The sequence below is a fragment of the Colwellia sp. C2M11 genome (assembly GCF_018860915.1).
Lineage (GTDB): Bacteria > Pseudomonadota > Gammaproteobacteria > Enterobacterales > Alteromonadaceae > Colwellia.
In genome coordinates this window covers 111,315-127,287 of the sequence record NZ_JAHKQD010000048.1, presented here as the reverse complement: position 1 = coordinate 127,287, position 15,973 = coordinate 111,315, and the positions used below count along the sequence as shown (strand labels likewise).

General features: G+C 35.5%; 10 protein-coding genes. 1 reads left to right on the top strand and 9 read right to left on the bottom strand.

Annotated elements, in window-relative coordinates:
- Nucleotides 1-170: 170 nt before the first annotated feature.
- Nucleotides 171-3,488, top strand: coding sequence for a DEAD/DEAH box helicase (locus tag KO509_RS14550; protein WP_215973988.1), 3,318 nt, complete (start codon nucleotides 171-173; stop codon nucleotides 3,486-3,488).
- Nucleotides 3,489-3,588: 100 nt separating this feature from the next.
- Here the strand turns inward: KO509_RS14550 and KO509_RS14545 are convergent, their stop codons facing one another.
- The 9 genes from KO509_RS14545 to KO509_RS14505 all read right to left on the bottom strand — a co-directional run bounded on the left by KO509_RS14545 (nucleotide 3,589) and on the right by KO509_RS14505 (nucleotide 15,790).
- A complete protein-coding gene (locus KO509_RS14545; RefSeq protein ID WP_215973987.1) occupies nucleotides 3,589-4,674 on the bottom strand; it encodes a porin in 1,086 nt (361 codons plus the stop codon).
- A gap of 10 nt (nucleotides 4,675-4,684) precedes the next feature.
- Nucleotides 4,685-5,302: a DUF4956 domain-containing protein gene (locus KO509_RS14540; protein ID WP_215973986.1), complete on the bottom strand. Its 618-nt coding sequence runs from the start codon at nucleotides 5,300-5,302 to the stop codon at nucleotides 4,685-4,687.
- A gap of 1 nt (nucleotide 5,303) precedes the next feature.
- Nucleotides 5,304-6,218 (bottom strand): polyphosphate polymerase domain-containing protein, encoded by a 915-nt coding sequence (locus KO509_RS14535; protein WP_215973985.1) that lies wholly within the window; start codon nucleotides 6,216-6,218, stop codon nucleotides 5,304-5,306.
- 103 nt (nucleotides 6,219-6,321) lie between these two features.
- Entirely contained in the window at nucleotides 6,322-8,934 is a 2,613-nt protein-coding gene (locus tag KO509_RS14530; RefSeq protein WP_215973984.1) for a CotH kinase family protein, read from the bottom strand.
- Between the two features lie 450 nt (nucleotides 8,935-9,384).
- Nucleotides 9,385-9,846 (bottom strand): hypothetical protein, encoded by a 462-nt coding sequence (locus KO509_RS14525; RefSeq protein WP_215973983.1) that lies wholly within the window; start codon nucleotides 9,844-9,846, stop codon nucleotides 9,385-9,387.
- Nucleotides 9,846-10,145, bottom strand: coding sequence for an EF-hand domain-containing protein (locus tag KO509_RS14520; protein WP_215973982.1), 300 nt, complete (start codon nucleotides 10,143-10,145; stop codon nucleotides 9,846-9,848). The genes KO509_RS14525 and KO509_RS14520 overlap by 1 nt, the downstream gene beginning before the upstream one ends.
- A 239-nt stretch (nucleotides 10,146-10,384) precedes the next feature.
- Complete coding sequence (locus KO509_RS14515) at nucleotides 10,385-11,050, bottom strand: response regulator (RefSeq protein ID WP_215973981.1); 666 nt, start codon at nucleotides 11,048-11,050, stop codon at nucleotides 10,385-10,387.
- A gap of 45 nt (nucleotides 11,051-11,095) precedes the next feature.
- Complete coding sequence (locus KO509_RS14510; RefSeq protein ID WP_215973980.1) at nucleotides 11,096-12,571, bottom strand: ATP-binding protein; 1,476 nt, start codon at nucleotides 12,569-12,571, stop codon at nucleotides 11,096-11,098.
- 156 nt (nucleotides 12,572-12,727) lie between these two features.
- Nucleotides 12,728-15,790: a ligand-binding sensor domain-containing diguanylate cyclase gene (locus KO509_RS14505; protein WP_215973979.1), complete on the bottom strand. Its 3,063-nt coding sequence runs from the start codon at nucleotides 15,788-15,790 to the stop codon at nucleotides 12,728-12,730.
- Nucleotides 15,791-15,973: the final 183 nt, after the last annotated feature.

Sequence of the window (15,973 nt, the reverse complement as noted above, 5' to 3'; positions counted from 1 at the left end):
ACTTAGCTTAAAATTATACTGAATAACAATACAACATGTATGATAATAGGGGACTAGATGCTTCTAAGGCTTTAGTGCTACCATGATATTTCACATGGAAAATGAACATCATATTTCAAAGACACTTTTCGATAAGTGTGGCTAAGTTGAAGAGTTAATAATAAAAATTTATGGCTAACAATACATTTACACCTGAATTACTTGAACAAAATTTTACCCTAAATGAGTGGAAAAAAGGAACAAGGATTTTTCAAAACAAAGGTGTGAAAACTTGCGCCCTTGATGGAGAAACTATTCGAGGTGTCGTTTTTAGTGAGCGTTCTCGAGAGAATAGTTATTTAACACGTTTAGTTTTTAATAATAAGTCCGGTGTTATTGCCAGTTATTGTGATTGCTATATTGGCCGAGATTGTAAACATGGCGCGGCGTTAGCACAGTGCTTTATTCTCCAAAACTTTGATGAAAGAAGTACCGCTTCTTCTGAAAAAGTGATTGAAAAATGGATTAATCGTTTTCAAGCACAGCCGAGTCGTTATCAATCTAATAGTCAACAAAAATCCTTACTCTATTTCTTAAAGCCAAATAGCTATAACGAAGACGATTATCTTACCTTAGAAATTAAATCTACGCGGCCGAAAAAAAGTGGTGGTTGGAGTAAATCGCTTATTAGTGAATATTCTACTACATCATTAATTAATAGTGCTTATGCCAATAATGATGATGTAGCAGTACTTACCGAGCTTATGCGAACGAATCAATTTGGCGAGAATATTAAATATTTTGATTTGTTTGAACGTATTATTAATACTAAACGCTGTTTTTGGCATACTGATTATGACTTAGATCAAGCAATTACGTTAGGTGAACCGTTAGAGGCAAACTGGCAGTGGTTAGCGCTTGATAACAGCCTACATACCTTGCAACTGGTTTTAAAAGAACCTTCCACGAGTATACATATAATTAAAGCACAACCGCTTTGCTATTATGATGAAGAGCAAAATTGCTTCGGAGAAATTAAAACCAATACACAGTGTGATTTTGAAGCAGATTTACTTAATTCGCCTATTTTTGAAGAAGATAAACTACCTTGGGTAATAAATAAACTCTCAATGTCATTAGGAGATGCCTCGCAACGTTTACCTAAACCTAAAACGCAATTCTCACAAGAATTAACGAGACCTGAGGTGTATTTACATTTTTCGACACCGGCAAGAGCGGAGCCTCAGTCAGGATATGTAAAAGTTAGTTTTTCTTATCAAGGTCAATTAGTTAACCCGCATAATGAAGATGCCACTGTTAGTGATACTGTTAACAATACTAAGCTGTATCGAGATTTAGCCTTTGAACAATCGGTAGTCGATAAACTCGACACCTTGCATTTTTCAGTGCAGCCTAAGCGTAAAGCGTATACCCATCAGGGGTTTTTAAAGAAAGAAAAACCAGCGGAATTTTTAATGCTAATGCAAGGCCGTTATTTTTGGCATCGCTTTCTAGATCAAAAATTACCTTTGCTGAAAGAATTAGGCTGGCATATAAGTTTTACTGATGATTTTCATTATAAAGCATTAAGCACTGATAGCGTATTTGATGCCGAAGTAATTGAAACGGGCGATCATGATTTTTTCTCATTAGGGTTAAATTTGACTATTGATGGTAAAAAAATGCCAGCATTCCCTATTTTGATTAGCGCTATTGAACAATTGCCTAGATCAGCACTTTTTAACGAAGAAAGTATTGATAATGAAGAGGGAGTTAAGGATAAAGAATTACTTATTGAACCTAATTCACCTATTTATGTTGATTTAGAAAATGGCGAATTTGTTGCCTTACGCTATGAAAGTGTTCAGCCAATTTTAAAACAATTTATTGAATTGTTTATGCCTAATGCGTTAAATAAAGACGGGACTATGGAGTTGTCACGCTTTCAAAGTCATCAAACATTATCCATGCTGGATGACCAAGGCATGGTCGCAACTGGTACAACTAAATTAAGAGCACTGGCTGATAAATTAAAAAACTTTCAACAAGTGGATTCGGTTACTGTACCAGAAGGCTTAAATGCAACATTAAGAGCTTATCAGCAGCAAGGATTAAATTGGCTGCAGTTTTTGCGAGAATATCAATTAAATGGTATTTTGGCTGATGATATGGGGCTAGGTAAGACCATTCAAACTTTGGCGCATTTGCTAATTGAAAAACAGCAAGGTCGAATGACTAAACCTGTATTAATTGTGGCACCGACGAGTGTTATTTTTAACTGGGCAAATGAAATAGAAAAATTTACTCCAGAACTTTCTTATCAGATATTACATGGTACAAAACGTAAACAGCATTTTGGTTGTCTTGAAGGAGATGGTGGCATTGAACAACAGGTTGATGTAATTATCACCAGTTATGCCTTGATAACTAAAGATTTAGAACATTATTGCGAGCAACAATTTTATTACTTGATTCTTGATGAAGCACATTATATAAAAAACACTAAAACTAAATTATATCAATCGTTTATGCTGCTTAAGGCCAAGCATAAATTATGTTTAACGGGTACGCCTATGGAAAATCATTTAGGCGAATTTTGGGCACAATTTAATTTTTTACTACCTGGTTTTTTAGGCGGACAAAAGCAATTTACTAAGTTATTTAGAACCCCAATTGAGAAGCACGGAGAGCAAGAGCGTAAACAGCTATTAAATCAACGTATTAAACCATTCATTTTACGCAGAACGAAAGACAAAATAGCGACTGAGCTACCCAAGAAAACGGAAATTATTCAAACGTTACGTATTGAGGGTAAACAAGCTGAATTGTATGAGTCTGTTCGTTTAGCAATGGATAGCCGTTTAAAAGATATTATTGCTGATAAAGGTTTAAAACGCAGTCAAATTGAAGTGCTAGACGCGTTATTAAAGTTAAGACAGGTTTGTAATCATCCTAAGTTATTATCACTTAAGGGAGCTGAAAAAGTTAATCAATCTGCTAAGCTTGATTACTTAATGGAAACACTACCTGAACAAATTGCTGAAGGTCGTAAAATACTTATATTTTCTCAGTTTACCAGTATGCTTGCGCTGATTGAAGATGAGTTAGTAAAAGCGAATATAGGTTATGTTAAATTAACAGGATCAACCAAAAATAGGCAAGAAGTTGTTGATAAATTTCAAGCAGGCGAAGTTCCAGTATTTTTAATTAGTTTACGTGCGGGCGGTGTTGGCTTAAACCTAACAGCGGCTGATACAGTGATACACTTTGATCCCTGGTGGAATCCTGCAGTAGAAAATCAAGCGACGGATAGGGCTTATCGTATTGGACAAAATAAGCCGGTTTTTGTTTACAAGTATATTATTGAAAATTCGATAGAAGAGAAGATTCAGAAAATACAACAAAATAAAGCAGAGTTAGCTAAAGCACTATTATCAGAAGAAGTAAGTGATAACAAACTAAGCTTAACTGATGATATTTTAAGTTCATTACTTGCGCCACTAAGCTAGAATAGCGATAAACTTAGTCAGTAGCCTAGCTAACTTGCTTGAAGTCGTTTTAACTAGTGGTAATACTAGTTAAAACGCTACTTATTCAATAAACTTGAAATTAGAAAGTATATTGTGCTCTTAAAGTAATAGCATTTCCTGCGTCAAATTCACTACTGTTTTTTAATTGCTTGGTTTTTATATAGTCAGCCATAAATTTCAGGTTTTTGTCCATGGTATAGTTTACGCCGACCGAATAAATTTGTGCTTTCTCTGCTTCTTCAACTAATTCCAATTGACTATATCGGCTTGTTAACTCCCAACCTGGTGTAATGACATTGCCTAATTCACCTTTTTTGTATTCTCGGTTATCACCCGACAATTGATAGCTTACTTGTAAGTAGCCACCTTCATAATCATACTCTTGTGAATTAACATCAGTTACTCGGGCTTTCTGCCATTCTGCCGTTGTCGTAAAACCATGTTGTTGCCATAAAAATTCTATTCCTTGTAAGGAAACATCTTCAGCTAATAGATCTGTACCTTCAAATAAAGAATCAGAAAAATTGACTTCAAGCGGTTCATTAATACGATATTCACTACCATCAAGATCGCGCTCACTAAATGCGACACCGAGGTGAACCAGATTATTTTCTTGTTGCCAAGGAAGCCAAGTCAATCGGCCTGTTATCGCTGAACTACTTTGAGTTTCGTCGGGTCTAAAATAACCAAGTTGCCATGTAAACGATGAGAAATCACCCGATAAATTGGCCCCGATAGAACGTCCAGGACTAAGAGCTTCGGTAACTAAGCTGCGCTCCATCATCATGGTGTTGCGTGAACTGGTTAACTTTTCTAAGCCAAAGCCTTCTTTTTGTTGTCCTAAGGTAAGATCCGCCCATTGCCAGCCACTATATTTTAGATACGCGTCTTTAATTTCTGCTGTGTCATCCGAAAATCCTAGTTGTAGTTTTGTTTTCCAATTATCATCAATTTTATTTTTAAAGCTAAGTCGAGCGCGACGAATAGCTGTTTCGCTTGTTGGCTCGCCCTCATTTTCTAAAAAGGAATCGTCAAAATCGTTATGATCAATCATAACGTAACCACTGATATCAACATTATTACTTTTTGCTTGTAATATTGGACTAAGTACACAGCAAGATAATGTAAATGTTATTAATTTTGCAAGTAAGGGAGTCTGGTTCATAGTATTACCTCTAGCTTGTTTTAATTAGAGTTTGTGAAGCTGTATGAGTCGAATTACTGGCTTGCGGGCTATAACTCACCGTTAATTGAGCGGTATCACGTAGAAAGTCGATATGTTCAATTTCTACAGTTTCAACTTGTAAGCCCGTTCTTACCCTTAAGTCGTTAATCAATATATTTCTATTTGCAGGCGTTATGTTTTCTATTCGTTCATAACAAATACTCTGTGTTAGATAACCTTTGCTAAATAGTTTGGAGTCCATTACAAAAGCGAGCAGACAAATCACAATGTTAAGTGTCATTAAATCCATTAAGTTCATTTGACCAACCGATGTTAATAAAGCAATCGCGGTTACTAAAAACAAGTAAGTCATTTCTTTAATAGAAATAGATTCAGTGCGGTATCTGAGCATAGTGAAAACAGCAAATAGTCCGAAAGAAAACTCCATAGACATATCAACGCCATGTAGAAGGTAAGTGATCACAAAAATACCCACACCAAATAAAACAAAGGAACTTGCTACGGTTGAGTTTTTGTTAACGCGATAATAACAGGCGTAACATAATAGAAATAATGACGCTAAGTTTATGAAAAAACGGGTGATAAAAATGATGTCTAATTCAGTCATACTAATTACTCTTTAAAAATGAAGTTTGCTCAATGCGGTTAAGTTTTTCTATATGTGACAAAATGGCTTTAAATTGATTCGATTTTATTGACGTGTTGTATAGCAATGCGCAGCCAATACAGTACTTACTAAAAGAAGTAGGAAAAATATTGTTGGTGCTCATTAGTTGATAAAAAAGTGAGCGTTTAGACTTTTTATTTTGTTTAAGCTCTGCAATAAAAAAACCAGGAAGTTTTACGTTGTTATTTCCTCTGCGGTCTTGGTACCAAAGATCAAAGTCTAGCGTTAGTCGTTCTGCCTGTGCTTCGTTAGCCAATGCAATACGCTTGTAGCCACCTTGTTGGCTGATATCTAGGGTATTAACGTTGATATGCATTTTTTTATCAATAAATTGCGCACATCGAGCATACTCATTTTCTTCACCAGCAAGCTTAATTCGACTTTTGATGGTACGTTTTTTATTGTTTTTTAGTTTTACTTCTAAAAATTCAGTATTCGTATCAACATAACGACGACGACGTACTTTATAGCGGTTTAATTTACCATTATGGTGATCGTGGTACAGTGACATATTAGGTGTGTCAAAATACTGATTGTGGTAACTAGAAACTCGATTACTGTTTATTTCAAGTACGGTATATGAGCTTTTTAACTGTATAAGTAAATCAGGTAAAAATGCTAATGGCAGAATAAATTTACTATCCACCCTATTCATTAAATTAGCCGCATCAAGGTCATTAAGGCCATGACTGTTAAATAAACTTAATGCTTCTTCTAATGATGGATGGGGCGAAATTTTTGTATCTGCTAATACGCTCGCTTCATCAATATTTATTTTGTTTTTTATATGTAAATCAGGGCTTTGAAAAAAATCATTGTTGTTACCATGATCAAAATTAGGTTGCGTAATTTCCATTGGTTTCTCGCTCAAAATTAATAGTGATAGACGGGGAATACAGAGACAGAATTGAGCGTTATATGAGGGGGCTCGCTTCTGTCACTATAATTATTATTGAGTCTTAACGCGGTGGACCACCAACTGAGCTACTACAAAAACCACTACCATTATTGGTTGAAGGAAGATCACCTAGCAATTGCTTAGTCATATTCTCTACACGGTAGTCGACAAACTCGGTTAAGCCAAAAAAGTTACTCACTGTCGAATTAAGGTTTTGCTCGAATGCAGCTTCACCATAAAAAGCACTTGGATCGTTCGCTACATGTTCACGAATTAAATCTGCAATTTCTGTGACACGTGCACTGAAAGTACCACTTGATAAAGGCCCGTCGATTAATTGCCATAAATATTCATGGTAAATAGCTAAGCTGTCATCATCGGCGAATACATTAGCAATCATAGGTCTATCAGCCAGAGCACCACTGGTTGGCTCGTCGATATAAAGCTCTCTCATATCGGCATTACAGTTCATAGAAAATGTGCCAAAAGACTCATTAAAATCCCAAGGTAGGAAACTAAAGACGCCATCTTGTTCATAAATGTAGTAGTTATGCGCTAAAGTACCGTGATAACTGTCGAGGTTTGATAAGGCAACACTAACTGACATATATCTAAGTAAGCTATCAGTATCAATTACGTCAGTAGAGCCATTATCCATTTGTTCAACAAAATTGATAAAGGCACCGTTATCAGTGGTTTCTTCGTTGGTTTGTAAATTAATGTCACTGTAGCTATCAATGTCACCATTTATCCAGAGCAGATCGCTACCTGTACCGTCTGGCTTGTATAGGTCACCATTCGAGTTAGTGAAGTGATTCTCTAAAAATTCACCATCAATCGCTTCAACCATAAGGTATAAGCCAAATAGTTCACCGTTGACGTAGAAGTTAACATAAGAATTTTTTGGTGTTGCTACGCCCATTTCATCTAGCAATTCGTAGGCGATCACTTCACGCATATAAGAAGGATCGTTAAAAGAGTTTTGAAGGGTAAACTTCTTCAGACCAAAGAATTTTTGTCCGTCAACATATTCATTAATATCAAGTTTAAAGCTATATCGGTCACTGGTTGATTGTGCAACGCTGCTTAAACTGGAACCACCTTTAGTTCGAATAGCAACACTGTCTAACGTTACACCATTAAAGGTGATGCTGGTTTCATGGTATTCTTCGTCAAGCGGGTTCTCTAAAATATCTTGCCAGTTTTCGGTACTGATATTAATGTATAAATCATTAACAACACTTAAGTTAAAAGCGGTCGCTAGTTCATTTTCTCTACCAGGTGTTGGTGTTAAAAAGTCTTTATCCCAGCTGGTTTCGCTGCTATTGGAACTATCGCTTAATCCATAACTAAAGCCAGCAATAACATCACTGTCGTCCCAATCGATATAATCAACGGTTTCATCATTTAATATAAGACTTAATTCGTCTGTTTTACCTAGTTTAAAAGGAACGTAATAATCATTCGGATCTTCATCTGTTGCGTAGATAACGATATATTCATTAGGCGCTAAAACAACGTCAGGTAGTGTTACGGGATCAATGTCATCACTTTCATCAATAACTTGATAATTTGCAAGAGAAATATTGGTAGTGCCATTGTTATATAATTCAAACCAATCATTGCCGCCATCAATATCACTTGCCACTATTTCATTAATTAATAATGGGCCATGAAGTGCTGTGCTGTTATAAGCTTTAGGTGAAGGTCTCAGTGTTTGGGTTCCGTCACTGCCATCAGGAAAGCGACCATAACTATAATTAATTAATGCTTGTCCTTTACTCCATTTTAGTTGGTCAACAAGATCGTCTCTTTGATACAAGCTTAATTGGTCACTTGAGCCTAGCTTTAAGTTAATGGTCTCGCTATTTTCTATCTCATCACTTGTCGCATATATTTGGTAAAACTCCCCTGGATTCAGTGTTATACTAGGTAGAGAAAATAATTCATTATTTTCATCTGCTATGGTGTAGTCACCTAAATAAACCGCAGTATCTCCAGTAGCATAAAGCTCAAACCAGTCATAACCTCCGTCACTATCATTAGCGACAATTTCATTAATACGTAGTGGTGCATCTTCGTTAAGTATTACATCGCGAATAACTACTTCAGTGGCAGTGTATTCTATATTAGCCTCTCCAGGGGTTGGTGATAACGTTTGCTCACTACCTGAGCCATCAATGAATAGCCCATAACTAGTGCCTTCGATTGCATCGCCTTCTTCCCAATCTAGTTGATCTACTTGCACATCATCTTTAAATAAGGTGACAGCATCATCACTACCTAGTTTAAATGTTACATAATAACCATCGGTAGGTGGGGTGTCGTTTTCATCAATGGCTTGAATAACAATAAAGTCGCCTTGAGCTAATGTAATATCAGGTAATGCTTGAGCAGCGTGTTCTGTACTATCATCCACTATGCTATAACTTGATAAATTTACTGGGCCTTCAAGCGCATATAACTCAATCCAATCGTTACCATCATCTGCAGCGCTGGCGACAATTTCATTGATAATCAAGCTTGAAAACGTTGAGGGTTGTGTGATTTCAGTTGAATCATTGACGGTTGGGTCACTTTCAGTAGAACTATCTTCACTACTCGAATCACCACAGCCGAATAACAAGCTGCTACTGAGTAATAAAGTATAAGATAAGAGAGGTGAATATTTCATTTGTTAGCTTCTTAAAAAGTCATACGAGAAGGACACTTTATTAAGAGACGGTGCAAACAATGTGCAACAAATGAGGAATGTTACAATAATATGACAAAATTAAAAAAAGCGTTACCCTTATAAGAGCAACGCTTTTTTCAGAACAACACTGAATATATACCCGTTACCAATCAATATGCGTATTTCAGAGTGCTTGAGCGATATCAATTCAAGGCAGTGTTTTGTAATAATGGTCGCTCCCTTATAAAAAGCACTAACGAAGAAGTGATTTTGCTCAAGCGCTTCTTCGATGGGTCTAAAAACAATTTATGCCGCGTTATTAACTTTAGTAAGGGAATAACCATGACGTAAACTTAATGCCTTGCCTAAATTGTTTTTAGTTCCCACTGAAACCTGCATCTTGAATGGTAACGGGTATAAACAAGCTAAATATTAAAGTCAGTGTAAGTTTTATGCAGTGGTATTAATAATGGATTCACCATCTTCAATATCAAATTTTTGGTAAACTTGCGTTAAGATAGATTCCTTATCTTCATCGCTTAGTTCGTTACTGCTACTTGCTGCTAACTTTTCTTCCATCAGTTCTGCTAAGTAATCAACCATTGAAGTAATTTCTTCCGTACTTTGTTTCGGCGGTGGCGGTGGTCTGTTACCGTCTTCAGATACGTTGGCTATGTCACCAATACTTTTTGCGTCAAAACCTAAATCAGACATTGCTTTTTCCATTGCTCCACTAGGCTGAATTCCAGCTTGTGACAGGGTTTCGACAATGTTAAGGGCATCTGATTCGCTCAAATTTTCTGCATCATATTGCGATAATGTTTCGCTCAGAATGCTTTGTTGATCTTCAGTTAAACTTTGTTCTGTTCTTTGTTGTGGCATTTGCATGCTAGAGCTGATGTTATTAATCATTATGAGTTACCCTTACGATTTTGTGGTCTTGGCGGCTTATGGTTAGTAAATTCTTCATTACTTATCACGCCATTGTTGTCAGTATCTATTTCATCGAATACGGTTTGATGGTCACCATGCGGCAGTTCCTGAGATGAAAACTCATCAAAATCGATATCACCATCACTATTACTGTCTATGGATTCAAAAGTAGGGCGAGATGGTCTATCTCCGTCATTTTGAGTGTTTTTTGCTAATACTTGGTTTGAGGCTAAGACTAATAATGTAACGACTATTGCCTGCTTGATATATATATTCATAAAATCTCCTGTTGCTGCATGGTTAATACTGTGAATAACCATGTTCAAAATTACTATGCAAAGCTATTTTTCAAAGTAATATTAACAACAGAAATTGCAAATAATGTGCAAGAAAAGAGGAAGTTTTAGAATTGCTATCATTAATAAATAAAACAAAATAAAAAGGGTATTTATTACGCAGAAGTTCCGTTAATTAAGGCACGGTATTAATACTGTAAAGCTTTATAATTTCAAGTAAGCTACAACATTAAGCGATAACCTGTACCGTAAACAGATTGAATCCAGTCTTTTCCTTCACTTATATCAGCGAGCTTTTTGCGCAATTTTTTGATGTGACTATCAATAGTGCGATTATTTACAATACGTTGATCTGAATACATGTTTTGCATTAATTGTTCACGGGTAAAAATTCTTTCAGGCTTGTTTGCTAAAGGCTTTAACAATTGAAACTCTACCGAGGTTAAGGCAACTTCTTGATTGTGGAACTCAACGGTAAAACGGTGTTCATCAAGTTTGAGTATTTCGGTATTATAGTGAATTGTTTGGGTTCTTCTTAAAACGGCTTTAACTCGAGCAACAACTTCGCGCGGGCTAAAGGGTTTGCATATATAGTCATCTGCACCTAATTCTAGCCCTAATAATCGATCTATTTCCTCAACTTTTGCGGTGACGAGTAAAATAGGAATATTAGAAAATTGACGAATTTCTTTGCATATATCTATGCCGTTTTTACCTGGTAGCATAATGTCGAGTAAAATCACGCTAGGTTGATGCTCTTTTACCCAAGTAATAACCTCATCACCATGATGAATCAAATGAGGCTCATATTCGGTCAATTTGAAATAATCAGCTAACAACTCTGCAAGTTTAATTTCATCTTCTACAATCAATATTGAATTTGACATTTTAGTACTCTCAAACAGGAATAAGTGTGAGTGAATTATGTATTATTAAACTATAGGTAACTTAATAATAATGGCTAAACCACCAAGAGGTGAGTTTTCAGCGGTAATTTCTCCTTGATGTGCCATGACAATATGCCGACATATCGACAGACCCAAACCAGAGCCGCCAGTTTTTCTATTTCGAGAATCTTCAACACGGTATAAATGCTCGAATAAATGGCTCAAATGAATATCGTCTACGCCGACACCATTATCTTCAAATTTTATCAATACGTTTGAGCTATGATTAGTATTTTCAATGCTTAAAGAGATATTAAAGCATGTAGCGGTTGAGTATTTTATTGCATTATTAATGATATTCTCAAATGATTGACAAAGGCGAGTTTTATCGATGAAGACATTAATTTTTTCATCGATAATGTCAGTAGTAAGTTTGATACCAGCGTCATTCAAATAACTATGATATGTATCTATTACACTATGCATTAATTGTGTTAATTCTTCATTTTTCTTACGATAGCGCATTCCTCCAATGTCAGCACTGGTAAGTAAATTTAAATCGTCAATTAATCGTTGAAGGTGTTTTACTTCATCATTTGCTGAAGCAATATTTTTTTTATTTAGTGGTCTAACTCCATCTAACATAGCTTCTAATTCACCACGTAAAATAGCTACAGGAGTACGCAATTCATGAGAAATATTAGCGAGCCAACGTTTTCGGGTAGTTTCATTCTCTGCCAAAGAATGTGCTAATTCATTATAGTCCCTACTTAATCTGCCAAGTTCATCTTCTCTGTTTAAGTTGATGGATTGCTGATAGTCACCTTGGGTGAGTTTATGCATACCTTGGGTAATTAATTTTAGAGGTTCAACTAAATGTCGCGTTAATGGTAGTGTTACTAAGGCAACTAGGCTCATAACAAATAATGCTATAATCCATAAGTAATATTGTTGCTGTTCAATAAAGTCGACTTCGTAACCTTGGGTAAGTTGATTACGTTTAGAAACAGCAAAATAGCCTACGATAGTATCATCAACGATTACTTCTGTTTTGCTGTATTCAATTTCCTCAATATATTTACCAACCACCAGGTTTTTATTATGATCAAGTAATGCATAAAATGCTTCATTTTCTCGGGGTGGTGGTGTTCTTTCCTCATGGAAGTCATTTCTAGGTGGCCGACCTTGTTCTTCTGCAGGACGCATTGGTGGCGGGCGACGAAAAGATAAATGTTCAGGTGAGCGACTTTTTTGTTTTGAGGTAAAGTTACTGTCAGCAAGTTGCTTGGAAACTAAGCGGATAAATTTACCATGACGTCCTTTCATGCTAAGCCAATTATTTTTTATCTGATATTCTTTAGCTAGCTCGATTACTACGGGCTCTAGCGCTTCTATTTCTTTGGTATTTACATAGTTAATCATGCCTTTACCAATGCTCCATTGCATCAGGAAGACTAATAAAGCGACGAGTAAAAAACTAAAGCTAAATAAAATCAAAAATAATTTATTTTGAATTTTCATTTGAAAATACGATCCTAGTCCAGTCGGGATAAATCAAGTGTAATATCGCAATATTCACACTTTTCAACAATGCTTAAGCATAACTAAACAATGTGCAAACTATGTGCATAAACCAGAAATAATGGAAGTAAAATAACAGAACCAATTTTTATGATTTTATTCGGCGCGTGTTACGTTATTTCTGCCATTGGATTTACCAAGATAAAGTGCTTTATCAGCACTTAACACGATTGAATCTACCGAGGTTTCTTGTGCTTGAGATACAGTGACAACACCTAATGTTAAGGTAATAAATGCGCTAGTTATTGATTTTTCGTGGACAATTTTCAGATTTTCTACTGCCGAGCATAAGCGCTCCGCAACAAGAGTTGATTCGGCTATTGAGGTATTTGGTAGAATAATGGCAAATTCTTCGCCACCATAACGGCAATTGGCGTCGGTAATACGGGCTACATTTTCAATAATGCATTGAGCTACTTGCTTAAGACACTCATCTCCTTTTTGATGTCCATAAAAATCATTAAAAAGTTTAAAGTGGTCTATATCAGCAATAATAAGCGAAAGCGGTTGTTTTTGACGGCGATGTCTACTTATCTCTTCAGTTAAGCGTTTATCAAAATACCGTCGATTATATAAACCGGTTAAGCCATCTTGATAGGTAAGTATTTCTAATTGCTTATTTACTGCTATAAGGTCTTTAGCTTGGGCATTCAATGACGCAGTTTTTTCCATGACTTGCTCCTCAAGTGCAACAACAAACTTTTTCTGTCTATCAATTTCTTTTTGTTGTAGTCGTGTTCTAAAATAAATAAAGATAAATATCGTTAGAATAGAAACTAATACGTATAGACTATAAGCCCACCACGTTTTCCAGGGAGGGGGAGATACAACGAGGTCAATGGACAATATTTTCTTGCCCCATTTACCGCTACTGTTTGTTGCTTTCACCAATAATTTATAGGTACCACCATCTAAATTGTTAAAAGAAACTACATTCCTATTGCCCATGTCAATCCAGTTTTCATCGTATCCTTCTAATTTATAGGCATACATATTTTTAGTGGGAGAAACAAAGTCTAATACCGAAAATTCAAAAGAGAAAAAATAATCAAGATAAGATAGTTGTATTTCACTGATATAAGCGTGAGGTGTATCAAGTTTGACAGGCTTACCCATTTTATTGAAACCAGTTAATACAATATTAAATTCATGATCATTTGTTTCAATAGGTGAGGTACTAAAAAATTCAACACCTCGTTGACTACTGGTAAAGAGAGTTTCATTAGCAGCTTTTACTAGACTACCAGGGTAATAATTTAGGCCTAATAACCCACTATAGCGATCAAAGTTAGTTACCTCTTCGGTTTGCGGATTTAATTTTGAAATTCCTTTGTTAGTTGTTAGCCACAAATTGCCATTGTTATCGTCGGTAATTGCACGGATTAATGATGTGGGTAACCCATTTTTCTTGCCAAAATGTTTAAACGTTTTAGTTTTAGAGGTATATAAATTAAGCCCTTTTTGTGTGGCAATCCACAATTTTCCATCTTGTGATTGATAGATATCTTGGACGATCTTCCCTAATAAACTACCTGTTTTATTTATATCATGCTTAAATATAGTAAACTTTTGATTCTCTTCATCCCAAAGGTTTAACCCATCACCAGTACCAACCCAGATCTTTTGTTCATTGTCTTTATATATTTTTAATACTTCTGGGTGAGATAGGCCCAAAGCGTCATCTAAGTGGGTGAAACTATTAGTTGATGGATTATAGTGATATATACCGTTTTTATATGTTCCTATCCAAATAATGCCATGGCGATCAATGTTAAGTGCTCGTATCTCTCGAAACTGTTTGTAATGTGGATCTGATGGAGGATATTTTACTAATTGAACTTGTTTAGTAATGAAGTTAAATTTAGCTAAGCCATCATCCTGTCCAAGCCATATACTGTTTACTCCATCTGAAACCATAATAGGCTTATCGAATAACCTATTTCCTTCATAGCTATTCTCATTACTAAAAATATTTGGTGATAATGTTTCTAACTTTTGTGATGATACGTGCCATTTATACAAGGCAGATAATGATGATGCAATTAACACATCGCCATTAGGATCAGCAGTGATGCCATTAGGAGCTGTTAAATTATTACTATTAATATTTTTAAATTTTCGTTTTGGTATTATTTTGTAAATACCGTGATTCTCATTAGTAACCCATAATGTTCTGGAGCTATCTTCAAAAGCTATTCTTAAACCATGACTGTATTCAAGCTCAAATTTTTCAATGTGGGAACTTGAGTGTCGTTGATGAAATAAGCCTTTACTCGTCACAAACCAAATATTACCTTTATGGTCTTCAATCATTGAATTGACTTGACCTAAATTTTGATCGATTAACGTTTCTAATGAGCTAAAAGTACTATTTACTTTATCAAATATAAAGGGCCCTTTTTGAGTGCCAACATAAATTTTATTTTTTGACGTTTTTAAAATGCTTCTAATTTCGTTTGCGCCTGTAGGCGTTAAATTTTCTGGGTCTGGGAGGAAATGGGAAAAAGTATGGTTCCGCTTATTATATAAATTTAAGCCAAAGCTCGTCGCTATCCAAAGGCTATCACTATCGTTATCTTCAATATCCCATATCCTATTATGAGATAAACTTGATTCGGTGCCTTCAACTTTTTGAACGTGCTCAAAGCTATTACCGCCAAGATATTTATTCAAGCCATGTTCATAGGAGCCTAACCAAATAGTACCTTCTTGATCGTGATACAAGCTTTGTATGCGGTTAGATGAAATAGAATCAGCACGTTTTGCATCATGAATAAAATATTTAAATTCTCCGGTAGTAGGATCATACAGGTTAGCGCCACCTCCCCATGTACCGATCCATATCTTTCCTTCACGGTCTAACATCAGATTGCCAGCATAATTATGGGATAAACCAGTAGTACTAATACCGTCAGACTCAAAAAGAGTGACTTTACGGCCGTCGTAGCACATAACGCCATTTTCACCGGTACCAAACCAAAGTAACCCTTGAGTATCTTGAATAATGGAGTAGATTTCTGACGCAACAAAACCATCTTCTGCTGTTAACATTTCAACAGAGTATTCGTTAGTTAGTTGTGAAGGACGTTCATTACTGAAAGCAGGTAAAATAATGCCAGTAAGAAATATAATAAAACATGTAAATTTATTAAAAAACAATAAAATATATCCCCTAAACCTGAATGTGCTAACAATAAAGTGCGTTTAAAATATAATAATATTATCTTAGTGTATTTAACTGCGTATTTCTATCATCAATCAATATAAGGTTGCTGGTAAGTTAATATAATAATTGCTGATACTATTGTTAATGAGGAAACTTAGCTCTATTAATGTAGAGCT

Excerpts from the sequence above, each read along its gene's own strand:
- KO509_RS14550 (WP_215973988.1), top strand. The coding sequence starts at position 171 with ATGGCTAACAATACATTTACACCTGAATTACTTGAACAAAATTTTACC.
- KO509_RS14545 (WP_215973987.1), bottom strand. The coding sequence starts at position 4,674 with ATGAACCAGACTCCCTTACTTGCAAAATTAATAACATTTACATTATCT.
- KO509_RS14540 (WP_215973986.1), bottom strand. The coding sequence starts at position 5,302 with ATGACTGAATTAGACATCATTTTTATCACCCGTTTTTTCATAAACTTA.
- KO509_RS14535 (WP_215973985.1), bottom strand. The coding sequence starts at position 6,218 with ATGGAAATTACGCAACCTAATTTTGATCATGGTAACAACAATGATTTT.
- KO509_RS14530 (WP_215973984.1), bottom strand. The coding sequence starts at position 8,934 with ATGAAATATTCACCTCTCTTATCTTATACTTTATTACTCAGTAGCAGC.
- KO509_RS14525 (WP_215973983.1), bottom strand. The coding sequence starts at position 9,846 with ATGATTAATAACATCAGCTCTAGCATGCAAATGCCACAACAAAGAACA.
- KO509_RS14520 (WP_215973982.1), bottom strand. The coding sequence starts at position 10,145 with ATGAATATATATATCAAGCAGGCAATAGTCGTTACATTATTAGTCTTA.
- KO509_RS14515 (WP_215973981.1), bottom strand. The coding sequence starts at position 11,050 with ATGTCAAATTCAATATTGATTGTAGAAGATGAAATTAAACTTGCAGAG.
- KO509_RS14510 (WP_215973980.1), bottom strand. The coding sequence starts at position 12,571 with ATGAAAATTCAAAATAAATTATTTTTGATTTTATTTAGCTTTAGTTTT.